Source organism: Phytoactinopolyspora limicola, assembly GCF_011320225.1.
In the GTDB taxonomy this organism is placed as follows: domain Bacteria; phylum Actinomycetota; class Actinomycetes; order Jiangellales; family Jiangellaceae; genus Phytoactinopolyspora; species Phytoactinopolyspora limicola.
On the sequence record NZ_JAAOEN010000019.1, the window covers coordinates 64692 to 87675 of the forward strand.

24 protein-coding genes and 2 pseudogenes are annotated in these 22984 nt (G+C 65.4%); 17 read left to right on the top strand and 9 right to left on the bottom strand.

Features of this window, described 5'->3' with window-relative positions; all coding sequences use genetic code 11:
• Nucleotides 1-7: 7 nt before the first annotated feature.
• From G8760_RS31005 to G8760_RS31010, 4 genes and pseudogenes are all read right to left on the bottom strand, one after another.
• Nucleotides 8-307, bottom strand: a complete 300-nt coding sequence (locus tag G8760_RS31005) for an erythromycin esterase family protein (RefSeq protein WP_207782737.1) — start codon at nt 305-307, stop codon at nt 8-10.
• Nucleotides 234-773, bottom strand: coding sequence for an erythromycin esterase family protein (locus tag G8760_RS30035; protein ID WP_207782738.1), 540 nt, complete (start codon nt 771-773; stop codon nt 234-236). Before G8760_RS30035 ends, G8760_RS31005 begins: the two co-directional genes overlap by 74 nt.
• A gap of 22 nt (nt 774-795) precedes the next feature.
• Nucleotides 796-2235 carry an erythromycin esterase family protein gene (locus G8760_RS25970; protein ID WP_246222690.1) on the bottom strand — a complete coding sequence of 480 codons (1440 nt, stop codon included), beginning with the start codon at nt 2233-2235 and terminating at the stop codon, nt 796-798.
• Between the two features lie 118 nt (nt 2236-2353).
• Nucleotides 2354-2802 (bottom strand): annotated as a pseudogene (locus G8760_RS31010) (helix-turn-helix transcriptional regulator); the annotation flags it as partial.
• Between the two features lie 108 nt (nt 2803-2910).
• Between G8760_RS31010 and G8760_RS25980 the strand changes: the two are divergent.
• The 6 genes from G8760_RS25980 to G8760_RS26005 all read left to right on the top strand — a co-directional run bounded on the left by G8760_RS25980 (nt 2911) and on the right by G8760_RS26005 (nt 7976).
• Nucleotides 2911-3327 (top strand): VOC family protein, encoded by a 417-nt coding sequence (locus G8760_RS25980; protein ID WP_166355748.1) that lies wholly within the window; start codon nt 2911-2913, stop codon nt 3325-3327.
• Between the two features lies 1 nt (nt 3328).
• A complete protein-coding gene (locus G8760_RS25985; RefSeq protein WP_166355749.1) occupies nt 3329-3952 on the top strand; it encodes a YdeI/OmpD-associated family protein in 624 nt (207 codons plus the stop codon).
• A gap of 67 nt (nt 3953-4019) precedes the next feature.
• The gene (locus G8760_RS25990) at nt 4020-5240 is read left to right on the top strand and encodes a DUF418 domain-containing protein (protein WP_166355750.1); all 1221 of its coding nucleotides are present in this window, start codon (nt 4020-4022) and stop codon (nt 5238-5240) included.
• A complete protein-coding gene (locus G8760_RS25995) occupies nt 5237-6775 on the top strand; it encodes a PH domain-containing protein (protein WP_207782739.1) in 1539 nt (512 codons plus the stop codon). The genes G8760_RS25990 and G8760_RS25995 overlap by 4 nt, the downstream gene beginning before the upstream one ends.
• 677 nt (nt 6776-7452) lie before the next feature.
• Nucleotides 7453-7608: a hypothetical protein gene (locus G8760_RS26000; protein ID WP_166355752.1), complete on the top strand. Its 156-nt coding sequence runs from the start codon at nt 7453-7455 to the stop codon at nt 7606-7608.
• Nucleotides 7609-7703: 95 nt separating this feature from the next.
• Nucleotides 7704-7976, top strand: coding sequence for a hypothetical protein (locus G8760_RS26005; RefSeq protein WP_166355753.1), 273 nt, complete (start codon nt 7704-7706; stop codon nt 7974-7976).
• A 20-nt stretch (nt 7977-7996) separates the two neighbouring features.
• On the opposite strand, the gene G8760_RS26010 is transcribed toward G8760_RS26005, so the two are convergent.
• Together G8760_RS26010 and G8760_RS26015 are read right to left on the bottom strand one after the other, a co-directional pair.
• On the bottom strand, nt 7997-8491 hold the full coding sequence (locus tag G8760_RS26010) for an LOG family protein (RefSeq protein WP_166355754.1): 495 nt from the start codon (nt 8489-8491) through the stop codon (nt 7997-7999).
• A gap of 51 nt (nt 8492-8542) precedes the next feature.
• Entirely contained in the window at nt 8543-8851 is a 309-nt protein-coding gene (locus G8760_RS26015; RefSeq protein WP_166355755.1) for a helix-turn-helix domain-containing protein, read from the bottom strand.
• Between the two features lie 298 nt (nt 8852-9149).
• Here G8760_RS26015 and G8760_RS26020 point away from each other — a divergent pair, with 298 nt between their 5' ends.
• The 4 genes from G8760_RS26020 to G8760_RS26035 all read left to right on the top strand — a co-directional run bounded on the left by G8760_RS26020 (nt 9150) and on the right by G8760_RS26035 (nt 11627).
• Nucleotides 9150-9425, top strand: coding sequence for a type II toxin-antitoxin system Phd/YefM family antitoxin (locus G8760_RS26020; RefSeq protein WP_166355756.1), 276 nt, complete (start codon nt 9150-9152; stop codon nt 9423-9425).
• Nucleotides 9425-9817, top strand: a complete 393-nt coding sequence (locus tag G8760_RS26025; protein WP_166355757.1) for a type II toxin-antitoxin system VapC family toxin — start codon at nt 9425-9427, stop codon at nt 9815-9817. The genes G8760_RS26020 and G8760_RS26025 overlap by 1 nt, the downstream gene beginning before the upstream one ends.
• Before the next feature lie 310 nt (nt 9818-10127).
• Nucleotides 10128-10409, top strand: coding sequence for an addiction module protein (locus G8760_RS26030; RefSeq protein ID WP_166355758.1), 282 nt, complete (start codon nt 10128-10130; stop codon nt 10407-10409).
• A gap of 345 nt (nt 10410-10754) precedes the next feature.
• A complete protein-coding gene (locus G8760_RS26035; protein WP_166355759.1) occupies nt 10755-11627 on the top strand; it encodes a 5'-3' exonuclease in 873 nt (290 codons plus the stop codon).
• Between the two features lie 141 nt (nt 11628-11768).
• Here G8760_RS26035 and G8760_RS26040 read toward each other — a convergent pair whose 3' ends face one another.
• Together G8760_RS26040 and G8760_RS26045 are read right to left on the bottom strand one after the other, a co-directional pair.
• Nucleotides 11769-12350, bottom strand: a complete 582-nt coding sequence (locus G8760_RS26040; protein WP_166355760.1) for a dihydrofolate reductase family protein — start codon at nt 12348-12350, stop codon at nt 11769-11771.
• Nucleotides 12351-12381: 31 nt separating this feature from the next.
• A complete protein-coding gene (locus tag G8760_RS26045; RefSeq protein ID WP_166355761.1) occupies nt 12382-12990 on the bottom strand; it encodes a dihydrofolate reductase family protein in 609 nt (202 codons plus the stop codon).
• 166 nt (nt 12991-13156) lie between these two features.
• Here G8760_RS26045 and G8760_RS26050 point away from each other — a divergent pair, with 166 nt between their 5' ends.
• Nucleotides 13157-16003: an AfsR/SARP family transcriptional regulator gene (locus G8760_RS26050; RefSeq protein ID WP_166355762.1), complete on the top strand. Its 2847-nt coding sequence runs from the start codon at nt 13157-13159 to the stop codon at nt 16001-16003.
• A 575-nt stretch (nt 16004-16578) separates the two neighbouring features.
• On the opposite strand, the gene G8760_RS26055 is transcribed toward G8760_RS26050, so the two are convergent.
• Nucleotides 16579-17418 (bottom strand): Fic family protein, encoded by an 840-nt coding sequence (locus G8760_RS26055; protein WP_166355763.1) that lies wholly within the window; start codon nt 17416-17418, stop codon nt 16579-16581.
• A 974-nt stretch (nt 17419-18392) separates the two neighbouring features.
• Between G8760_RS26055 and G8760_RS26060 the strand changes: the two genes are divergently transcribed.
• The 6 genes and pseudogenes from G8760_RS26060 to G8760_RS26085 all read left to right on the top strand — a co-directional run.
• The gene (locus tag G8760_RS26060; protein WP_343074462.1) at nt 18393-18749 is read left to right on the top strand and encodes a VOC family protein; all 357 of its coding nucleotides are present in this window, start codon (nt 18393-18395) and stop codon (nt 18747-18749) included.
• A 1800-nt stretch (nt 18750-20549) separates the two neighbouring features.
• Nucleotides 20550-20915, top strand: coding sequence for a type VII toxin-antitoxin system HepT family RNase toxin (gene hepT, locus G8760_RS26065; protein ID WP_166355765.1), 366 nt, complete (start codon nt 20550-20552; stop codon nt 20913-20915).
• A gap of 321 nt (nt 20916-21236) precedes the next feature.
• On the top strand, nt 21237-21983 hold the full coding sequence (locus G8760_RS26070; RefSeq protein ID WP_166355766.1) for a phosphotransferase: 747 nt from the start codon (nt 21237-21239) through the stop codon (nt 21981-21983).
• 6 nt (nt 21984-21989) lie between these two features.
• Nucleotides 21990-22214: a type II toxin-antitoxin system prevent-host-death family antitoxin gene (locus G8760_RS26075; protein WP_166355767.1), complete on the top strand. Its 225-nt coding sequence runs from the start codon at nt 21990-21992 to the stop codon at nt 22212-22214.
• Nucleotides 22211-22417: a type II toxin-antitoxin system VapC family toxin gene (locus tag G8760_RS30665; protein ID WP_166355793.1), complete on the top strand. Its 207-nt coding sequence runs from the start codon at nt 22211-22213 to the stop codon at nt 22415-22417. The genes G8760_RS26075 and G8760_RS30665 overlap by 4 nt, the downstream gene beginning before the upstream one ends.
• Before the next feature lie 9 nt (nt 22418-22426).
• A pseudogene (locus G8760_RS26085) lies at nt 22427-22888 on the top strand (MsnO8 family LLM class oxidoreductase); the annotation flags it as partial.
• Nucleotides 22889-22984 lie beyond the last annotated feature (96 nt).

The following is a 22984-nucleotide window of genomic DNA, read 5'->3' on the forward strand; positions in this document are numbered from 1 at the left end:
CTGGTGCTCAGACGCCGTCTGAAGCCGGCAGCCGGGTGGCCGCCTGAACTCTGTGGAGGTGGATGAGACGGACCTGGTCGAGGACATGTTCATTGGTGCCTTCTGCAGCCGGGTCGACGGAGAATTCCTGCCACCGTTGCTGTTCATCGTCTTTGCCCACGGAGAGGAACGAGCCCTGGTTGAACGTGAATCCGATATTGACGAAACGATCACCGATGAGCTCGCGGAGAAACTCACCCTGGATCTTGGGGTATTCGATCGGGGTGGGGGTGGCGGTCTGAGCGATGACGCGAGCCTGCTGGGTCACCCACTCGTGTGCCCGTTCGTCCGGGCCGGCCAGGCCTTCGATGATCCCCAGGGCACGTCGGGCGTCGTCGGCGTTCCGCCGTTCGCTCTTTCAGCGGGCGTTGGATGTATTCGAAGCCGTTCTCAATCGGGTTGATCGGTTCGTACAGTTCGGTGAGTTCGTCGAGCCGGTCCGGGTGGTGCTGGGCGACGTACGAGGAAACCGGATCGAAGACTGCGCCGCCGAGATTCAGGAAGTCGACGTCGTTGCCCATGAACTGGACGGGATCGTCCGGGTCGCGTTTGTTGTGCGCCCGCATCCAGGTGACGAGGTCGACGTATTCCTGGACGTACCACGGTGTCGGTTCCAGCTCCTCGGCCAGGATCTGCTGGGGTTCACCGGTGCCGTGCAGGACGTGGTCGTTGAGGCGGAGCCCGGCACTCCAGCCGGCTTCGAGAGAGAACGTACGGAAGCCCTTCTCTTCCACGAGGTAGCGGAAGACGCGTGCTTCATGGTGAAGAACTCGCGGGAGCCGTGGGGGGCGACGGCAACATTCGAGACGCCCGCACCGAATCCAGATGGATCACGATGTCGAAGAAGTCGGCCAGGGCGATTTCGTCCGCCGGGTTCGGCATGGGGTAGAGGCCGCCGATGTAGTAAGTCGGCCTGGGCTCGCTCAGCCATCCGTGGGCCGTGGCTGGAACGGTGCGAGTATCCAGCAGGTAGTTCTTGTACCGCACCTGGCTGAGTGCGTGTTCGTTGGAGCCCTCTTCGGCGGGTCCGACCGAGAACTCCTGCCAGACGTCTTCCCCTTCTTCGGCCTCGGCGTTTTCGGCGTTGAATGCGCCCTGGGCGAAGGTGAAACCAATGGTGGTGTAAGCGTCGCCCAGGAGATCGCGCAGAATGCCACCCTGCACGACCGGCAGCAGTTCGGCACGAGCGCTCTCGTAGGCGACGTGGCCGTTGTGTGCCGAGAGCAAGATGCGGTCTCCGGTGTGCTCCCTCCACCAGACCACGTTCTCCGCCATGGCGTTCTCGCGGTGCAGCACCGCCTTGATGGCCTCGGCCTCGTCGTCGAGGTCGAACGCATATATGGTCGCCACCTGCGTGATCTCCGTCGCGTGCTGGATGGCGACTGCGCGCTCGGCCGAATCCGGGCCGTCCTGCTCTCGCAGCAGATTCAGTGCTCGTTCGGCGCGCTCCGCGTTGGCCTCCCGTTCGGCCAGCGGCAGCCCCGGGTACGCGTCCAGCCAGGTGGCCATGGTGGTCGCGGGGCGCAGGCCGTGGTACAGGTCGGTGATCGTGCTGAGCTGTTCGGGATGCTGTTCGCGGACGAACTCTGTCACCCGGTCGAACAGCTCGGGACCGGCGTAGTCGATGTCGTTGCCCGAATACTGGACGGGGTCGTCGGGATGCCGCTTGTTGTACGCGCGCATCCATTCGAACAGGTCCAGGTACTCCTTGGTGTTCCACAGCTGAGTTCCGCCTTGGAACTCCTCACGCATGATCTGGCGAATATTTCCGGTGCCGTGGAGTACGTAGTCGTTGATCCGCAGGCCTGCGGACGGGTGCACTTCTTGCGAGAACGCCCGGAATCCTTCCTCCTCCACCAGATAACGGAAGACCCGGTGCTTCATGGTGAAGAATTCACGGGTTCCATGGGTGGCCTCGCCCAGTCCGACGACGTCGGCGTCGCCGATCATGTCGCCGAGTGGACGCAGATCGCGGAGGCTGCCGGGCGCTTCGGTGGAGCGCAAAGGATGGGCATGGTCGTCGAGCTCGGCGATGACGTCGTCGCCCTGCGTCGAACCGGCCGTGGCGGGCGAGACGGTCGCGACCAGTCCGACAGCGACCAGTACGACCGTGATCAGGCCGACCGTGATCGATCGGATCGGCGACGACGACGGAGGGTACAGGGACGTCAGCCGCCTGGGGATTGCCATGTTCATGGGGTGGTGCTCCTCGAAGATCACCGGGACCTTGGCGGCTTCCAGCGTGACCGGTGTACCAGGTCCAGTTCCATCGGGATCCTCCCTGCCACGGCCCGGATCCGGCCCCGAGAGAACCCTGACGACGGTGGATGACAGCGGCTTGCAGCGCGTTCACCATCTCTGGCCGATCACGATCACGCTCGCCCCACCGAGTCGGGTCGATCATGGTAGCGCTGGCGGCAGCCTCGGCGTCGACCCGGAAGGTCTGCGGCAGCGCTCGCACGAGCTTGCGCAGGGCGGCCTTCGCCTCATCGGAGACCGCCGCGGCCGGGCCGACGAGCAGAAACAGCGCCTGCGCCTCGACCGACGACAGACCGCTGAGGTCGGTGCGGGCACCACCGACCAGCGACCAGCCGCCACCCCGGCCAGGCTGCGGGTAGACCGGAACGCCGGCGGCGGACAACGCTCCAGGTCCCGGCGGGCGGTCGCTACGGACACCTCCAGCTCGCTGGCCAGCTCAGATGCCGTCACCTGACCCCGTGACTGCATCAGTAACAGGGCCGCCACGAGCCGATCCCCACGCATGAGTTCAAGTTTGCCAAACAAAGTGCTCAGTTGGTGAGCACTTTAAGGCGAATGATGGAGTCATACAGAAAGAAGGCGGCATCCCCGCCCCGACGAAAAGGGAACACCATGTTGCGAGGACTCACCACTACGAACTTCTTTGCCGACGACCTCACGGCCGCGAAAGACTGGTACACCCGGCTTTTCGGCGTCGAGCCGTATTTCGTGCGCCCCGTCGAAGGTGACCCGGCCTACGTCGAGTTCCGCATCGGTGACTACCAGCATGAGTTCGGCCTCCTCCACAGCAATTACGCACCGCACGAGCTGTCGGGCCAGCCCGGCGGTGCACTGACCTACTGGGCGGTGGACGATGTCCAGGCCAGCTTCGAACGACTGCTCGCCATGGGTGCCACGGTGCATCAGGAACCGATCGAGCGCGGGCCGGGATTCATCACCGCCTCCGTGGTCGATCCGTTCGGGAACATCCTCGGCGTCATGTACAACCAGCACTACCTGGACATGCTGGCATCGCGGACGGGAGCGTGACATGAACACCGTCGTCGCACATACACCCGCCGAGTGGCGCGCCTGGCTGGCGCAGAACTGCCAGACCGAGAAGGAGGTGTGGCTGGTCATCCACCACAAGGACAGCGGCATACCGAGCCTTCGTTATCACGAGGCGATCGAACACGCGTTGTGCTTCGGGTGGATCGACGGCGTGCACCGCACTCGCGATTCGGACAGCTCGCAGCTCCGGTTCACCCCGCGCCGCCCGCGCAGCACGTGGAGCCGAGTGAACCGGCAACGCGCCGCGAAGATGACCGAGCTCGGCTTGATGACCGAGCATGGCCAGGCACAGATCGACCTGGCCAAGGCCAACGGCACGTGGCAGATGGTCAGTGACGCGGAGATCTTGGCCATACCTGCTGACATGCAGGAGCTGTTCGACCGGAACGAAGCCGCGCGCACGAATTTTCAGAGCTTTCCGCCGTCCTCGAGGCGCCTGATCCTGGAGTGGATAGCGAAGGCGAAGCGGCCGGAGACGAGGCAGCGCCGGATCCATCGCACGGTCAGCCTCGCGGAGGTGAACGTCCGAGCCAACCATCCTGGCGTGCGCATGCATGATGCCGGATCCGTCCCGGGTACCACGGCAGTAGGAGTGAGCTCCTAGCTCGCCGCGTTCTCGATCGTCCCAGCGGTGGAGGTATTGTCGCAGGTCACGGGCTTACGGTCGATGTATGAGAGCAACTTCGGCGTCGGCCCAACCAGTCGTGAACCCCGGACGACGCATCGGCGAGCTTGATGCGATCCGGGGATTCGCGCTGTTCGGCATCCTCATCACCAACGTCATCGTGGTCTCGACCCTGTTGACCGTCAGCGGTGACGATGGTGCATCGCTGCTGTTCGACGGCGCGGTCGACAACGCCGTGGGGGTGGTGGTCGACGCCCTGTTTCTCGGCAAGTTCTTCCTGCTGTTCTCGTTCCTGTTCGGGTACTCGTTCACGCTGCAGCTCGACGCCGCCGCCCGGGCCGGTGCGCGGGCGGTGCCGCGCTTGCTGCGCCGATGTGCCGCCTTGTTCGTCATCGGTCTGCTGCACGCGGCGTTCCTGTGGTTCGGCGACATCCTCACCCTGTATGCGGGGCTCTGCCTGATCCTGATCGTCCTGCGCAACATCCGCCCCATCACCGCGTTCATCGCCGGCGTCGGCATACTGCTGGCTCCCGCGGCATTGCATCTGCTGCCGGACGATGAGGACAAGGCCGCCAATGTGCACGCGCCAGGCGGCTCGGACGACAGCCTGGCCTTCCTCGATTTCTCGTGGGTCCACGAGGCATTCACCGGCGGGCCGATGGACACGTTGGCCGCGCAGCTCACCGTCGCCCCCGACTTCATGGGGGTCATCTGGAGCGGCCAGGGACCGTCGGCGCTGGGTATGTTCCTGCTCGGGATGGCTGCCGGGAAGATCCGCTTCATGAACTCTCCGGTCCTTTCCGCGTGGTCGGCGCGGCTGCAATGGATCGGGTTGCTGATCGGCGGCCCGGTCGTGGTCTGGACGATCGTCGTGGGCTTGGGCGACGGCGACCTGCCCGGTTACGCCGACGCGATCACGACCGTCACGAATCCGCTGATCACCTTCTTCTATGCGGCCACGATCATCCGGTTGGCCCAGGGCAGGGCAGGCGCTCGTCTTGTGGCCGCACTGGCTCCGGCCGGGCGGATGGCGGCGACGAATTACATCGCGCAGTCCGCCGTGTTCATGCTCATCTACACCGGTTACGGGTTCGCCTTGGTCGACCGGGTGCCGCCGCTGGGCGTCATCGCCATCGCCCTGGTGACTTTCGCCGTTCAGCTTGCCGGCAGCCATTGGTGGCTGCGACGGTTCAAGTATGGGCCGGTCGAATGGGTATTGCGGGCCGTCACCAACGCTCGGATCCCCGCTTGGCGCCGACCCTCGTGAGATCTGACAGCGCGGGCGAGGGCGGCGCCGACTGGCGACGGCTGGCGGCGCGGACCATCGTCGTCATGACGCTGACGTGGGTCGTCTTCGCCGCGGTCGCCGGGGTCCCTGCGGCGGCCACTGTCACGTTCGTGTTCCCTGTCTCACTTGAGACGGTGCTGGCGTGGGGGCTCCCGCCTGCTGCGCTGCTCGTCGTCGCCGGGTTCAGTGGAGATTGTTTGCGCTGGTGGAAGACGAGATATCGGGTGCACGGCGGTCGCTTCGAGATATCCAGCGGGGTCTTCGTGCGCAGGCATCGGGTGATACCGCTGGACCGGATCCGCAGCGTGGATCTGACTGCCGAGCTGATGCTGCGCATCTGTGGCTTGGCCAAGGTCGAGATCGGTACGGGAGAACAGGCCGACCCGGACGAGAGCTCGGTGGAGCTCGAGTTGGTGACCAGGGCGGAAGCCGATCGGTTGCGCCGTGTGCTGCTCGGGCGCCCGTCGGCGACGCCCGAGCCGGAAACGACGTCGGAGACCTTGGCCAAGCTCGATCCGCGCTGGGCCCGTTTCGCGCCGCTGTCCGTCGAATCGGCCCTCCTGGGCGCCGGCGCGCTCGGCGGCGCCCTGAGCGCCGCCGAGTTCTTCGGTCTGCGGCCGGACGCCATGGCATGGGCCTTCGAGCTATTGAGCAGCCTGCCGCTCGCCGTCGCCATACTCCTGGTGATCGGGGTCGGTTCCATCGCCGGATCGGCCGGTGCGCTGCTCGTGTATGTCATGACCTGGTGGAACTTCCGGCTGGAGCGTGAATCACGCGGCGTGCTCCGGATCCGACGTGGTCTGCTGACGTCGTTCTCGGTTTCCTTGGAGGAATCACGGCTGCGCGGCGTCGAGGTCACCGAGTCACTGGGGCACCGGATACTGCGGGCGGCCCGAGTGGATGCCGTGGAGACCGGGCTCGTCCAGCAAGTCGATGACGAGGAGAGCGATCACCAGACGGTGCTGCCTCCGGCGCCACGCGCCCTGGCGCATCAGGTGGCAGGACTCGTGCTGCGGGATCCGGCGTTGCCGACCGATCCGTTGTACTTGCGCGGACATTCGCGTGCGGCGCGCGACCGCCGGCTGGTGCGGGCTGTGGTGTTCGTGCTGACGGTTGCGGTCGCTTTGGTGATCCTCGGCGTCGCGCTGGCCGAGATGCCGCTGTACGTGGCATGGATCTGGATGGTGACGATGCTGCCGCTGGCCATGCTGGTCGCGGTGGATGCCTACCGGAACCTGGGCCACGGGATCGTCGGCGGATATCTCGTCGTGCGCAGTGGATCGCCGGCGCGCACCACGGTGGCGCTGCAACGAACCGGCGTCATCGGCTGGGTGATCCGCGAATCGATGTTCGAGCGCAGGCGCGGGCTGATCACGCTGACGGCGACGACGGCCGCCGGCTCCGGCGAATACTCCGCGTACGACGTGGGCTTGGCCGAGGGACTGGCGCTTGCCGACGCGGCCACCCAGGGCGTCGTCGGACCATTCGTCGAGCGCGGGCGCCATTGCAGTTGATGTCGCGGTGGATCGGCAGTCCGACATGACGACCTGACTACCTACGCGTGATTCGCGTCCTCGTCGAGGACGAGCATTCCGGTGCGTCGGCAAGCTCGTCATTGAGCATCTGACGCACGCCAGCGTCAAGCCCGACCCCGAACAAGGCTGGCCCTCTGTGTTCCCCTGGCGCGACCAGCAACTCACCGACGGGCACCCGCTGCTCCGCATCGAACCGGGAGCATCGACCGCTCGACGCCTGAGTTGGCGAACGCCCTGGAACACACGAGCAGACTTCTACGTCGACGCCGTAGGCGACGACAAGCGCGTCATCGCCGTGTTCTGCGACTCAGACCTCTGGAACATCGAACGGTTCCACGCTCCCATCCAGCGCGACTTCGACACCCGCCCGCTGCTCACGGGGTCGTGCTGCGGAACCACCTTCGAACGGCGAGGGTACCCGTGCTCAGACTGTCGACAACCGTTCTGCCCTCGTTGCGACGATTGCCGGTGCGAGCGAGACGCCAACCGGCCAGTGACCTGTACCCAGTGCTTCCTCCAGTTACAGCCACACCTGGTCACCGACGGCCTCTGCGTGGACTGTCGCTCCTGACCCTAACTCCGAACGCCCCTATCTCGACTACCCAGTGAGAGCCCCCGCAGAACGGACCTGGGCTGTCGGGATGGAGGTGAGAGAGATGGCTAAGAACACGGGACGAGGACAGCGCGTCGGTGCCGTCAAGAACAGTAGCGAGTTCAAGCGCGGCACGACGTGGTTCAAGCGCGACACCGGCACGGGCCGCATCCTCAACGGCAGCCCCAACCAGCACAAGGGCGTCCGCAACGAGAAGTGATCCCGCGGCCGGCGGCGCCTTGGCGTCGTCGGCCATCCCCTTGCCCATAGCGGGGGTGCAATGCAGAACCGACTTCGGTACAGCAGGAGGACGACATGCCAGTTCACTGGGTCAACTACGACCTCAACAAGACGGGACAGGACTACACGAGGCTCATCGAATACCTGAAGTCTCATCAGAGTTGGGCCAAGCCGCTCAAGAGCAGCTTCTTCGTCAAGACATCGCTGACAGCCGGACAACTCCGAGATGGTGTCCAGAAGCACATCGACACGAATGACGACGTCGTTGTGGTGACGGTCACTGGTGCGTTCTGGGCCACCTACGGCATCTCTTCGGAGGTGACCGAATGGATGAAGAAGAATCTCTAGTGCCCGACGCAGCCCTCTGTTCATCCAGTCAAAGGCGGGGAGTGGAGGGAATGCGTCAGGTTGCTGGCGATGCTGCGGCGGGCCACGTGTGCACCGTAGGCTGTTGCCGCGCGAGCACCGGTTATCGTGACCAGCCCCGGCAACGAGGTCGTCAACAAGCTGGCGACGCCGCGCGTCCACAGCGCCAACGGAGCGCGGTCGCGCAGCACAGCGAACCCTGCGGGCCAGGCCTTGTCGCGTGGGATCAGGACAACGAGTCCCCGCGTTTCGGCCGCCCGGACTGTGGAACGGATCAGCGAGGCGTCCGCACGCTCGCCCAGGCGCATGCGCCACAGCCCCGCCTCGACCCGGCTCATCCCCGCCACCGTGCCCTGGGAGCCCACCAGGCCGACCGTCTCGACAGCCCCGAGCTTCCTGACCAGACGCCCCGTGACGGCATCGCCTGGCTCGGTCATACACGCCAGAACCATCCTCGCGCGTCGATCGTCCGTGGCCAGCGACGTGATCGTGTGCATGCCCGTCTCCTCCCGTCGTCAACGAGAAGGTGAGCACTCGATTCCACGCCATCAGGCGTGGACGCGGCGGCGCCCTGCCGGACGGACCGTGCCCCCGTACGCGATCACCGCCGCACGAACCGAGTCATCGCTGATCCCAAGCTGCGCAGCCACCCCAGCAAGCGTCAGCCCCTCTCCGTACAGGCGTGCCGCCTCCGCACGGGTCGCTTCGGAGAGTTCCGGTCGACGTAGCTCCAGACCTGCCCGGCGCGCGACCTCCCACACGGCCCCGCGATGCACGTCGAAGCGTGTCGCCAGCTCCCGAACCGGCACCCCAGCGGCGTAGCCTGCGAGCAGCTCAGCCCGATTCGAGGCGCTCAAACGGGTTTGAGGGCGAAGCGAATTTTCCGCCACCGGACCGCGCACGTCGCCGAGCCGAGGACGCTGGACACGCGGCCGACGAGCCCGCGACCCCTTGATAACGTGCGAAATCAGCGCACGGAGCGGCTTCCGGGGGTTTGAGAAGCACCCACGGAGGTCCACCCATGGACTATCCAGGTCACGGCCACACTCGGCAGAACGCTTTCGGGTCGTGCCACCGACGTGCCACTAAGCCATCGGGAATTGTTGTTGGAGATGGAAGTAGCAACACGGCGTATTAATGTGCTACAAATAGCACATGACATCGGTTGGTGTGCGTGAGCTGCGTCAGCGAGCTAGTGAGTTACTGCGCCTGGTTGGAGAGGGCGAGACGATCGAGATCACCGATCGTGGTCGTCCTGTGGCGTTGCTGACTCCCACGCCACAAGGGAGTCCGCTGGAGCGGATGCGTGCTGCCGGCGAGATCGAGCCCGCAACCGAGGACTTTGACGATCTGCCCGAACCCATGGTTGTGTCCGCTGGTGTTGAGTCCGCCTCGCAAGCTCTAGCGCGGTTGCGTCGTGATGAGCGCTGATGGCTGCGATTTATCTGGACTCGTCTGCCATCATCAAGCTTGTGGTGCGGGAGGCTGAGTCTGCGGCGCTGCGGCAGTACTTGCGGCGACGTCGGCCGCTGGTCTCCAGCGCATTGGCCCGCACCGAGGTGGTGCGGGCGTTGCTGCCCGCTGGGGAGAAGGCGGTGGCAGCTGGGCGCAAGGTGCTGAGCCGGATCGATGTCGTCCGTATCAGTAACGGGATTCTTGAGGATGCGGCGACGCTGCGGCCAGATGAGGTGCGATCTCTGGACGCGATTCATTTGGCCACAGCTTTCCAGCTAGGCGAGGATCTCGGCGCGCTCGTCACATACGACGAACGTATGGCCGAGGCGGCCAAGCAGTCCGGTCATCGCGTCGTCATGCCGCATTGACCGTTGTCGAAGCTGATGGTCGGGCGGTCACTGATTGCCAAAGCTAACTGGTGCCCGCGCTGGGGCGACACGCCGATGGTGATGGCCACGTCGGGGCAGGCTGAGTCCGTTAGACCACAGCAATCATGCCGCAGTACGGCGACATGCACGAAGCGGCCTGCGGAGTTGTCCAGGTGTATGCGCACGGCCTCTGGGGAGGCGGGTGTTTCACCCTTCACATACCGCGTACAGATCTTGGATCTGTCGCTATGAGTCGGGTGCCAGTCGCCGAGCGATTCGGCCGCTTGGTTTCTCATCCAAGATGAGGTACGTGAGCGGCGGAGACGCGGTCCAGTGGGGGATTCCGATGACTCGTCAGGCTCAGGACGTGCTCCAGGCAGCGCTGGCTCTGCCCGCACATGGTCGGGCTGACGTCGCCGCGGAACTCTTGGCCAGCCTGCATGATCGACCGGAGGCTGATAAACGGGAGTTCGAAGAGGCCTGGGGTCGCGAGATCGAACGTCGCGGCAGGCGTGTGATGGCTGGAACCTCCGAGGGCGAGACGTGGACGGATGTCCGTGCCCGGCTGGTTGAACGACTCACCGAGCGTTGAACCGTCACATTCGGATCGAGCCCGGGGCGGCGGCGGAACTCGAAGAGGCTGTCCTGTGGTACGACGAGCAACATGCCGGGCACGGACTCCGTCCACGTCTCGCGCTCGGAGGTGCCGATGCTGTCAGCCCATCTTGCGGGTCGCCTCGACGTGTGGACGGCGGCCGACGGTGCGTTGCGGCCGCTCCTCCCAGACGCGCTCTGGCCCCATCGTTCATGATTCTCACCTTAGAGCCTGTTGTCGAACCTCGCGTCAGCGAGCATTCGTGACGCCGTCGCGGTATATCACCGCCGGCCGGTACTTCGTCTTAGACTCCATCTGTCACGCGATGAACAGGAGTCTGAGGTGGCCGAGAAGACGGACGTGTATCTGGTGGACGGCACCTACGAGCTGTTCCGGTATCACTACGCACCGAACAACAAGGATACGAACCTTGGAGCCACCCGCGGTGTCGTCGGCACCTGCCTGCAGCTCCTCGAAGAAGGCGCCACCCATGTCGGCATCGCTACCGACCACGTCATCGAGTCATTCCGGAATGACCTCTGGCCCACATATAAGGACGGGTCGGGCGTCGATCCAGCACTGAAGGCGCAGTTCCCGCTGGTTGAGGAGGCTCTCGCCGCCGCTGGGTTCACCGTGTGGCCCCTGGTCGAGGTCGAAGCCGACGACGGCCTCGCCGCCGCCGCACGCATGGCCGAACAGGACGAACGCGTTGGCCGCGTGATCATCTGCACCGTCGACAAAGATCTCGCCCAGTGCGTGGGTGGCAAGGTGGTGCAGTGGGACCGTCGCCGTGACATCACCTTCGATGACGCGGCGGTGTGGGCGAAGTTCGGTGTCGGACCGGCGTCGATCCCGGACTATCTCGCGCTCGTCGGTGACACCGCGGACGGCTTCCCGGGCCTTCCGGGATGGGGCGCCAAGGCGACCGCCACCGTCCTGGCCGAATATGGCCGGCTGGAGAACATTCCCGCCGATGCCGCCGACTGGACGGTCACCGTCCGAGGTGCGGCCAAACTCGCGGCTACCCTGCAGGCGAACTTCGCCGACGCCCTGTTGTTCCGGCGTATCGCCACCGTCGAACTCGACTCACCGGTCAGCCAGTCCATCGATGAGCTCGAGTGGAGCGGCCCTACCGGGGAGTTCGCCGCTATGGCCGACCGCATCGGCGGCCCTCAGCTCTATGCCCGGGCGGCCAAAATCGCCGCTGCGGGCTGACTCGCTGCCAGCCACACCGTAGCCGACCAGCGCATCGAGCGGCCGAGGCAAGGTGCCCCAGCCGCGCCACACCGCGACCAGCTCGTGGAGTTTGGCGGTCTTCCTGACGCCAAGCGAGGTTGTCGACCTCAGCCTCACCCCTCATTTCACGATGTTGTACATCAGATGTGTGGCGGGCGGGGTGTCCACCACGCTTGCCACCTCGAGTTGGATGTGTTCGTCCCCGATGTGATCGAACACGCGCAGTCCCCCGCCGAACAGAACCGGCACGACGTGAAGTCCGATCTGATCGAGCAGTCCCGCCCGGAGAAACTGCCGCCCGACGTCCCAGCCACCCATCACGTAGATGTCTTTTTCTGCCGCAGCTTCCTTGGCCTGCCTGAGGGCGCTTTCGATCCCGTCGGTCACGAAGGTGTAGACACCGTTCTCGGGAACGGTCGCGGGTATCTGGTGGGTCACGATGAACAGCGGCAACCGAGCCACACCGGTAGGCCCATCGGCTCCCCAGAAGCGGATGGAATCGTCGTACGTGCGCCGCCCACCGATGAACGCACCCGCCCGCGCGATCGCCGTGCCCAGCAGCTCGATGCCGGCCGGGTCGCTGCCCCCAGCCCATTGATGCAACCGCTCGCCGCCCTGACCGAGCGGTTCTTCCGGCGTGTGGGCGGCCGCCCGGATGTATCCATCGAGCGACATGCTCATGTCGAAGATCACCTTACTCATGGGACTCCTTAGTAACTACGTCGTTTCCTGGTCAGGACAGCACGCGATAGGTCACGTGCGTGACCAGGCTTGCTGCCCGCGACGTCACCTGCTCGAGTATGAGCGGCGGAACGCCGTCAAAAATCCTGGTGCCGGCGCCGAGCGTGAGTGGCGCGATGTGCAGCCGCAACTCGTCGATCAGGCCGGCGGCGAGGTACTGGTTGATGGTGGTCGCGCCGCCCATGACCGTGACGTCGCCGTCACCGGCAGCTTCGCGCGCCTGGGTCAGAGCCGACTTGATTCCGTCAGTGACGAAGTAGTACGTGGTGCCGCCCTCCATTGGCTGCGGGTCACGCGGATAGTGGGTCAGCACGAAGACCGGGGCATGGAATGGTGGATTATCACCCCACCAGCCGTTCCACTGCCGGTCCCACTCGCCGCGGATCGGGCCGAACATGTTGCGTCCCATGATGAATGCGCTGGCAGCGGTCATCTGGTCGGCCTCGGCCCGGTTCTCCTCGGGAGTCTCGAACATCCAGGCGTGCAGCTTGTCACCGGTGCCGTCGCCGCCGTCGTCGCCGAACGGGCGTTCTTCGGTCTGGTTGAGCCCGGCCGAATACCCGTCGGCCGAGATCGTAATGTTGCCGATCACCTTGCTCACGCATGCCTCCATCTCATTCGCCCTCAACCAGATCTGACCGCTAGCCTGCCCGACGCGAGGTGGCAGAGTTGTGTCATTCTGGTGAAACTCGGCGCCGGGGCAGGCAGTGCTAGCGCTAGGTGGTGCTGGGCCGGACGGTGCCGGACCAGGCAAGGAGGCTGTCCACGTGCTGACTGTCGACGTGCTGGGGCCGTTGCGCGTATCGGTGGGTGGACGGCAGGTCGAGCTGCCAGCCGGGCGGCTGCACGTGTTGCTAGCCGTGCTGGCGATGTCGGCGGGCCGGGCCGTCGCAACGGATACGCTGGCTACCGCGGTGTGGGGGACGGACCCGCGTGGAGTTTCGCGAGCCAATGTCCGCACCAACATCAAGCGGTTGCGAGCCGCCATGGGGAGCCTCGATGGCCAGCTGATCGTCGCCCGGTCAGGTGGGTACCTGCTGTCGATCGAGCCGGAACAGATCGACGCCCTGCGCTTCGGCATTCTGCTCGACGAGGCCGCGGCCGCACAGCATCCAGCGGCCGAGCGATCCCGGCTGGAGGCCGCTCTGGCACTGTGGCGTGGTGCTCCGTTCGAGGGGATTCGATCGGACTGGCTGGATCATTCGATCGCCCCGGCGCTGCAGGAACGCTACCTGTCCGCGGTGGAACGACGCACCGATTTGAATCTGGCAGAAGAATCGCGTCGGTACCCGGCTGAATCGCCTGATTCGTCCAGTCGAGTTGATCTGACCCAGCTAGCTGACCTGGCCGAGCAGCATCCGCTCCGGGAATCCCTGTGGGTCCGGCTGCTGCGGGTTCTGGAATCGGCTGGCCGCCCGGCGGAGGCGCTGGAGCGATACGAGACGATTCGGCTCAGGCTCGCCGACGAGCTTGGAGCCGATCCGAGCCCGCAACTCCAGCAGGCTCACAAGGAGCTGCTAGCCGGAGGCGCACAGGCCAGTACTCGGGTGACACCGAGGCACCACGGCGCTCGGATGATACCAAGGCAGCTGCCCCCGGCGTTCGATGGATTCGCCGGACGACGATCCGAGCTGGCGGCGCTGGACGCGCTGGTCGAACCGCCTAGCGAAACACCGTCCCGGTCGCCGCTGATCACGGTAATCGCTGGGACGGCAGGCGTCGGGAAGACCACGCTCGCTGTGCACTGGGCGCACCGTATCGCCCGGCACTTCCCAGATGGCCAGCTCTATGTCAATCTGCGCGGATACGACCCATCAGGGCAGTCCGCACAGCCGGCGGCGGTCATTCGTGAGTTCCTCGACGCGCTACATGTGCCGCAGCATGAGATTCCGGACAGCCCGACGGCCCGGGCCGGGCTGTACCATAGCCTCCTGGCCGAGCGGCGCATGCTGGTGCTGCTCGACAACGCCCGCGACACCAATCAAGTCGCCCCGTTATTGCCTGCGGCACCAGGCTGCCTGATCGTGATCACCAGCCGTGACCACCTTACTGGCCTAGTCATGACCTATGGTGCCCGGCCAGTCACCCTCGACCTGTTACCGCCAGACGAAGCCAGACACCTGCTGGCCAGCCGCCTCGGGCACGAGCGGGTCGACGCCGAGCCCACCGCCAGTGAGGAGATCGTCCGGCGCTGCGCCGGGCTTCCGCTGGCTCTGGCGATCGTTGCCGCTCGCGCCGCGATCCAGCCCGGCTATCCACTCGGTGCGCTTGCCACCGAACTCCGGGACGTCCTTGGTGCGCTCAGCACCGGCGGCGACGCCGACGTCCGGGCGATCTTCTCATGGTCGTACGAGACGCTCAGCGATCCGGCGGCCAGGCTGTTCCGGCTGGTGGCCGGGCTGCATCCCGGGCCCGACAGCACGGTCACCACGGCCGCCAGCCTGGCCGGTGTCCCGGTCTCGCAGGCCCGGGGACCGATGGCCGAGCTGACCCGCGCCAATCTACTCACCGAGTACGCCCCTGGCCGCCATTCGTGCCACGACCTGCTGCGTGCCTACGCGACCGAACTCACCACCGCTCACGACGCCGACAGGGACGCTGCGCGAGAGCGCATAGTGGACCACTACGTCCACACCGCCCATGCCGCCACGCTGCACCTGCACGGGCACATCGAAACCGTTGCCCCTTCCACGATTCGGCCCGACGTATCGGTCACCAACCTTGCCGGACCGGACGAGGCCATGGCCTGGTTCCGGGCCGAGCGGCCCGCCCTGCTCGCGTCCCTGGAGCTTGCCGCAGATCTCGGCCTGGACCGGCACGTCGGCGACCTCGCGAGAGCATTGTTCGTCTTCCTGCACCGCCACGGCCACTGGCAGGACCGAGCAGAAACTCAGCGAGCCGCCGTGGCCGCGGCCCAGCGGCTGGACGACCCTGTCGAGGAATCGCGCGCCCTGCGCAACCTGGCGTGGGCGTTGGCCGACATGGGCCGCTTCGACGATGCTCACGACACTCTCGACGCCGCCCTGGCCCGGTCACACGAGGATCTCACCGCCGAGGCGTGGACGCACTACTACCGGGACCTTGTGTTCGCGACTGAAGGCCGCGAGGCGGACGCGCTCAATGCCGCCCGCCGCGCGCACGATCTCTTCGACCAGCTTGGCGACCAGAAAGGCCGGGCCATTGCGCTGACCAACCTCGGCTGGCATCACGGCCGCCTCGGGCACGGAGATCGGGCCGTGGATCTCTGTGAACAGGCCCTCGTCCTGCACCAGAAGCTTGGCAATCGCCAGCACGAGACCCACACGTGGTCATGTCTCGCCGACACTCACCTTCGGCTCGGCGAGCCAGCCCGGGCGATCCCCTGCTATCGCCAAGCCCTCGACATGTTCCGTGAGTTCGGTGACCTGTTCGGCGAGGCCAGCACGCTCGCACACCTCGGCGCATGCCACCGTCTCGGTGGCGACGACGCCACCGCCCGCGCGTGCTGGCGCCGCGCCCACTCCCTCCTCGGCGAACTAGACTTGTCCACCATCGACCAGATCCACACCCAGCTGGCCACCATCGACACGTCGTCCGCCAACGCCTTCCGGCACCACCAGACTTCGATCGCCTGAGCCGCGATCAGACGCCTTCGACCCCGAAACCGGTGAACGCTAGACGTCGTCGTCTTCTGGGTGGCTTCTGAGGCGTGTCCATGTCCCGTCCTCTCCTCATCAACGAGAAGGTGAGCACCCCGATTCCGCCGTCAGGCGTGGACGCGGCGGCGCCCCGCTGGGCGGATTGTGCCCCCGCACGCGATCACCGACGCACGAACAGCGTCGTCGCTGATCGCAAGCTTCGCGGCCACGCCAGCAAGCGTCAGCCCTTGTTCGTACAGGCGTGCCGCCTCTGCGCGGGTCGCGTCCGAGAGCTCCGGGCGATGTGACTCCAAACCTGCGCGGCGTGCGACCTCCCACACGGTTCCCGCGATGCACCTTGAACCTCCCCGCCAGCTCCTGAACCGGCACCCCAGCCGCGTACCCTGCGAGCAGTTCAGCTCGATTGCCCCGATCCTTCCGGAGTGACGCCGGCCAGCCCGTAGAGTTCGTCCGCTATCTCGCGGCCGTCGCGGCGGCTGATCGTGTCGAGGTGGCAATCTCGCTCGGCAGGACAGATTCGCCGAGGAACTGGTGTCGGACGTGGCGATTGGTCAACCAGTCCGCCAGGGCGTGGTCGGTGACGGTACGGGCGCACGGCCTAGAATCTTCAGTTGGTTCGCGCTGTCGGGATCTTCGAACGCGTTTGCCTCAGTCAGCTGTCTCTTCGCCTTCGCGTAGTCCGTGTAGTCGACGCTGGCCGTGAAGTCGTGTGCGTACCGCATCGCCTTGATGAACACGCTCGCATCGTTCCGGCGCGATAGCATGCGCAACCCATCGAGGTAGTCCTGACGGAACACTGTCGGAATGATGATCCGCGACCGGCTCGCAGCCTGGAGCTCAGCATTCATCATTACCCGCGCAGTACGACCGTTTCCGTCATCGAACGGATGCACTTCAGCCACCACGAACGCCACCAGGAGCGCCTTCTCCCATGCGGTGTCGAGGTCGTTACGCAACCGGTACCCAGCTCTGAGTGTCCCTTCCACCAACTCCGGCTCGACGAAGTATGTCCCTCCAACCCGGTTGACCACGTCCTTGAACGCGCCCGGTCGCTTGTGTGGCCGGCCATCCATGATCGTCGCGTTGCGCCGCTTCACCAACGCGACGAACTCATCGGCGTTGTGCCCGGTGTGAACCATCTCCTCCGGATCAGCCACAAGTCGGTACGTGCCGATGATGTCGTGGGCGTCCTCTGGCCGACTTGCCGGAATCTCCTTGTCGAACACGATGCGGGCAGCCTCGTCTACCTCGAATTCGGTGCCTTCGATGAAGTTGGAGAAGTAGGCTTCGAAAAACGGCAGGTACGCGTAACGGTCCGGGTCCGCGTCGAGCGGACGCGACTGCGGTGCGGCCCGTCGCAGCGCCTCGACAAGCAGCTCGAAGCGCTGCACCCGCGCCTGGGTCCACCGGATGTCCTGCGCGACGCGACGCCAACGCCCTGGATTCAGTCGCCCCCTCAGGCTGTGTGCCCAACGCGATGCCAACGAGCGTGTTCAATATCGCCATGTGCTGTGGCTCCACGCCTAGCTGAGGTGCTAGCTCCTCGGCCTGGCGCCGAAACGAGGAAAGGCGCTCGGGCCCATCGTTCTGGACGATGTAGTCGACCCAGTCGCCCAGTTCGTCGGCATCCAAGGTGCGCCGTGCACCCTTGCGTGCCCGCGACGGTCTGCAGTTCTCCGCCAAACCCCGGGGTCGCGAGGCTAAGAACAAGCCGCCGGGATAGGCAATGTCGCCCGGTAGCGGGCCAGCTCCGGGACGGGCCCGCACTGTCAACCCGGGAAGCTCCACGTCGCGGGCGCGGCCGTCGCGCGCCAGATACAAGACGCCGTCGACCGCTGTCCCGTTGCGCGCGCTGCAGTCAGTGATCACGGCAGCGGGTATCAGCCGGCCCACAATCTCAAACATGTGCTCACGACACACGTCAACCGGATCCCGCTCGACGTGTGTCGTGTAGACGCCTGGTGCCAGTCGCACAAGCTCGCCTCGGTTGGCGCGGCTCGTGATCGTCGACGATGGCAGGTCGCCCTGGAACACAAGAGCGTTATCCACGCGCCCCTCCGGCATTCTTGGACTTTTCCGTACTTAGCCCATCAGTTGTCGAGTATTTATGTGTTTAAGATGCTCCGACAGTGCATGCGTCAGGTCCTACGGGTCGCACCGTAAGGTCATATGGGGCCGACAGAAATGGCATCACGTGTACTTAGCAGCGCGTTCCCGGCATAAACCGTATTTAGGTGTGCCGCGTGCTTCGTTGCCACCGGTCCTGTCGACAGGTCGTCGGGCTACTCAGCGGAGCCGGCCGGTCCTGTCGACAGGTCGTTGGGGGGTACTCGGCGGAGCCGGCCGGCCCTGTCGGCTCGGCCGGATCCGCCGCTCGGCCCAGCGCGTCGAGCCGTACTTCGAGCGCCCGGTCGAGGGGCCACCCGCATATGTCGAATTCCGGATCGGTGACTACCAAGCTGAGCTGGGACTGATCGACCGTCGCTGGGCACCTCCCGTCGCGGCGACAACGCCGGGTGGGGCCGTCATGTACTGGCACGTTGACGACGTCGAGGCGACATTCAGCCAGCTGCTGTCGATGGGCGCGAAGGAATACCAGCCGATCACCCCGCGCGAGGCGGGCTTCGTGACGGTGGCCGTCGTCAACCCGTTCGGGAACGTGCTGGGCATCATGCACAACCCGCACTACCTGGAAATCCTTGAGGCGACCAGTTCGGCGTAAGCAAGACCGCCAACCTCACGTCCTATCGTCGGGGTACGCGATCGCATGGTCGCGGCTGATGTCGGCATGGCCGAGCTCATCCGACACGGTGCGTTACTACACCCTGGAATGTGCTCGGCGGTCACCTCATCCAGTGGAGCACCGAAGACGGATTCCAGACGGCGGGACCTCAGAGCACTCACGGCTCAATCCTCGCAGGTCCTACTGACGTATCCCGCGAAACCACCAATCCGAGACATTCTTTCCAGGCCTACGTAACCGGGGGTCGATCTCGACCGGCGACGTACGTCACTCCGCCGCGAAGGTTAGGGGCCGATCGGAGAGTTGCGGCGGCACGGGCTTAGGGGCACGGACGTACTCGTAGCGCTCGGCCGTAGAAGCACAGTCGGGGTGTGCAGACGGCCAAACAGTGCCGGTTGACGGGTAATGGACGGCATCTGTTCACCGGTTTCGGGGGCAGGCTCGACTCGGGCCGCGATCGGGGGCGGGGCCGGTATGGTTTGATCGGCCCGGTCCTTCATGGGCAGTGTTTCCTGCCACTGCGCGCGCACAGTGTAGAAGATCTGAGCCTTGTGTTCAGCCTCCTTGTGCAGCGCGTACCAGCAGTCGGCGTCCGCGTTGGTGGGGACGTAGTCCGGGTCGTCGTCGTGGCGATGCAGTTGTTCATGAGCTGCATCCAACGCCGCTGCCAGGTGGACGGGAGGGACCGGTGAACTGGCCACGTGTTTCGGGTAGGGCATGTATCCCGGGTGGCCGCTATGGTGCCGTAACCATCGAGTCAAACATGCATCAACGCGTGGCGGACCAACGGGTCAACCGGGTGAACTTTCGCCGCGAATTCTTCTACACAACTCCCACGGAGGTCCGTGAACACCTCAAGGCGTTCACCGGTGAACTCCTCTCCTTCGAGGAGAACCCGGGAAGCCCTCGAATACCACCAGAGCTTGAAGTCTACCGAGGGCAATGCCAAGCCAATGACCGTGTAAGTGACATGCCGCCTGTGACCCGCTCCACCGATCAACTCGAATGCGCGTCATGCCGCCGCGATGCGGACGCGATGGTGAGCTGTTCCGGCTTCTCGTGGCATGTTCACCTTCTCGTCTGTTTACAAATTAGGCGCGGAATCGAACATTATCTGTTATGTCGTCGGATGGAGCGTTCGGCTACGAAGACTCCATCCTGCCCAACGGCATGCCAGTCGGCACCGCTCAAGAAGCCCTCGACTGCGCCTGCGGGCTCTACCTCAACGCCACACCGCCTGGCAGACCGACTAACACCCGACGAACTTACGGGCGCGGACCACTTAGCCCTGAGCCGCGCACGGAGCGTTGCAGCGATGACTAGAGCCAGGAAGTCGAGTCCGAGGATCACGATCCTGTCGAATCGTGCGTGTCGTCAGAGCGTTGATGCGGCACAATTACACCGTGAGCGCGATTGGCCCCGACGAGACGCAGGTTTGTGCGATGCTGCGTCGCGCGGGTGCGCGGTTTGCGTTTGTACATGGCAGCCGTGCGACTGGACATGGTGTTCGGGAGAACAGCGATCTCGACGTTGCGGCCTGGTGGGGAACGTCCGCGCCCCAGTCGTGGGAGGTCAGCGTCCCGGTTGGTGTTGACTTGGTTGTGCTTGATCGTGCGCCACTGTGGCTGGCTGGTCGCATCGCGCTGCACGGTCGACTGTTGTTCGATGACGATCGGCCAGCGCGCGTGCGGTGGCAGGCGGATACTCGCCGGATCTGGCTTGACGAGCGGCCTTACGTGATTCAACGGCAACGAGAGTGGCGTGATGCCGTGTTGCGACGTGGTTGACGAAGAGCGCGTCATGCGACTCGCGGGGGAGGTCACCAGAGACGTAGCGCGGCTGCGCACTTTGTCCGAGGCCGACAACCTTACTGATCTTCCTGATCAGCTCGACGCAGTGAAGTATAGATTCATCACGGCGATCGAAGGATGCGTGAGCATTGCGCACCACGTGCTTGTTTCTGAGGGCTGGTCGGCACCCGACAGCAACGCTGAAGCTATACGAGGTTTAGCGGCGCACGGGGTTGTCAAGAGTCAACTGGCCGCAGAAGTAGCGAAGGCCGCTGGCTTTCGGAATCTGCTTGTCCACCGGTACGGCGACATCGACGACGAGGCGGTCGTGGCTGCCCTGGGTCGTATCGGTTGATCTGGAGCAATTCGTTCGTGCGGTGCTGGAGTGGGCTGCGTCAAGCGAGCAGAATGGTTTATAGGGCTGGAAGAGCTGCTACTGGCCACACGTGGTTGTTCGTCGCTACTTTCGACGGTTGTAGGTGGCAACCGGCGGCGGGGCGAAGACGACGACGAACACGGTCGTCCAGATCAGCGTGTCCATGAAGGGGCCGGCCACCGGTCCGCCCCATCAGGCAGCGAACAGCGTCCACGAGATGACCGACCGGGTTCCAGCAGGCGAGCGGGCGCGCGATAAATGTGGCGACGTCGGCGATCATCCCTGGGATAGTGGTCGGCCATGGATGAGGTCAAAGTCGTCGTCGCCCATTCTGAGCGCGCGACGCTGCGCGTCGGCGACGTGTTCCTGAAGGTGGACGGCGATCAGGCGCGCATCGACGTCGAGGTCGAGGCGATGGCTCTGGCACCGGTTCCGACCCCGGAGGTCCTGTGGCGCAAGCCGTCCGTGCTCGCGATCGCCGCACTTCCGGGGAGGGCGCTCGGCCGCCTTGGTGAGCCGTCGACGGCGTCCCCGGCGGCGTGGACGGCGGCGGGTGCCGCCATCCGGAAGTTGCACGAGGCGCCGTTGCCGCCCTGGCCCGGCCGGCGCCGACGGGATCCCGACGAGTTGGCGGCGGAACTCGACCGTGAGTGCGAGTTGCTCGTGACGAACGGCGTCCTGCCCGCCGACCTGGTCACCCGCAACCGCCAGGTCGCCGAGGCCGCGATCCGGCCGTGGGCTCCCGTGTTCACGCACGGCGACCTGCAGATCGATCACGTCTTCGTCGACGGCGACGAGGTCACGGGCATCATCGACTGGTCCGAAGCGGGCCGGGGTGATGCCTTGTTCGACCTCGCCACCTTCACGCTCGGACACGAGGAGCACCTCGACGACGTCATCGCCGGTTATGGCGCCGACGTCGACTTCGACGTGATCCGCGCGTGGTGGTCGTTGCGAAGTCTGCTGGGGGTTCGCTGGCTGGTCGAGCACGGCTTCGACGCGTTCGCGCCGGGCTGTGAGGTCGACGTGCTGAGATCCCGGATGTGAGGCTGCGTGCAGGACACGAGCAGGGCCAAGGCTGCGGCTCACCAGGGTCCGGTGTTCATTACCGATCGTGGGCGTCCTGCTCATGTGTTGTTGACGTTCGAGGACTATGAGAAGCTCAGCGGTGGTGGGGGCAGTATCATCGACATGCTCGGATTGCCGCCAGGCGTGGAAGACGTCGAGCTGGAGGTTCCGCCGATGCGGGACCGCGCTCGGCCGGCGGATCTGAGCTGATGTTTCTGCTCGATACCAACGTCGTTTCTGAACTGCGTAATGCCAGGGCAGGCAGGGCCGATCGGAACGTGACTGCTTGGGCAGCGCAGGTGTCGGCTGCGAGCGCACTGGTGCATGGCATGACGGTTGTGACCTGCAACGTCGTCGACTTCGAGCCAACCGGCGTCAAGATCTTCGACCCGTGGACTGATCCGGCCACGTGACCCGGGAGAACGCTGGAGACCTTGTATCCGGGCCGGATCGACCTCGGCGTGGGCCGCGCCCCGGGTGGCGACCGCGAGACGTTCCTGGCGCTGCGCCGTGATCCGGCCGCGGCCGAGTACTTCGCGCAGGACGTGGCCGAGTTGCGCGGCCTGCTCGGAGCTGTGCAGCCCGGCCAGCACGTGCAAGCCATACCCGGGACCGACACCAACGTCCCCATCTACATCCTCGGCTCGTCGCTGTTCGGTGGGAAGCTGGCGGCGTCGCTGGGGATGCCCTATGCCTTCGCTTCGCACTTCGCGCCGGCCGCCCTGGACGACGCGCTGGCCACCTACCGGCAGGATTTCCAGCCGTCCGAGCAGCTGTCCGAGCCGTACGCGATCGTGGCGATGAACGTGTACGCGGCCGCGACCGGCGCCGCCGCGGAGGCGCTGATGACCACGAACCTGGTGCGGATGGCCCGCGGGCTGGTGGCTCGAAGTGGCTCGCCGCTGCCTGAGGTCAGCGACGAGACGCTGCTCGCCTCGCCGATGTGGTCGGCGGATAGTTCGACGACTCGGCATCGGCAC